This window comes from Neisseria sp. P0001.S005 (assembly GCF_051963715.1).
On sequence record NZ_JBQCTZ010000801.1, the window covers coordinates 1 to 357 of the forward strand.

At 38.9% G+C, this 357-nt stretch carries 1 protein-coding gene; it reads left to right on the top strand.

Going from position 1 to position 357, the window contains the following annotated elements; genetic code table 11:
* A partial coding sequence (locus ACTHSP_RS22960) for a hypothetical protein (RefSeq protein WP_440347121.1) occupies positions 1-285 on the top strand: 285 nt, incomplete at its 5' end.
* Positions 286-357 lie beyond the last annotated feature (72 nt).

A 357-nucleotide genomic window follows, 5' to 3' on the forward strand; every position in this document is an offset into this window, starting at 1 on the left:
GCGTGTAGACTTGGCATTGCAAGAAAGTGCTCATTAATACTTAGTAGCAAAACGCCGCAGAAATGCGGCGTTTTTTTATTTTCTCAAGAAATACCAAAGCTGGCTCTTTTCACGCATACCTTAATCGCACACTCTTTCAACTATATTTACTACAATGCTTTTGCAAAAAACGCAGGCCGTCTGAAATCATTTATAATAGACCGACTATTCTGTAATGAAAACATCATTCCAACTGCTGTCCAAACTATTGCGGATGATGTTTCAACTATCGCCAGCAAAACATAATAAAGGTTACACATGAGCAATAGAGACCAACTATTCACACCACCTCCATTTGAAAACCACAGCCCATTGACT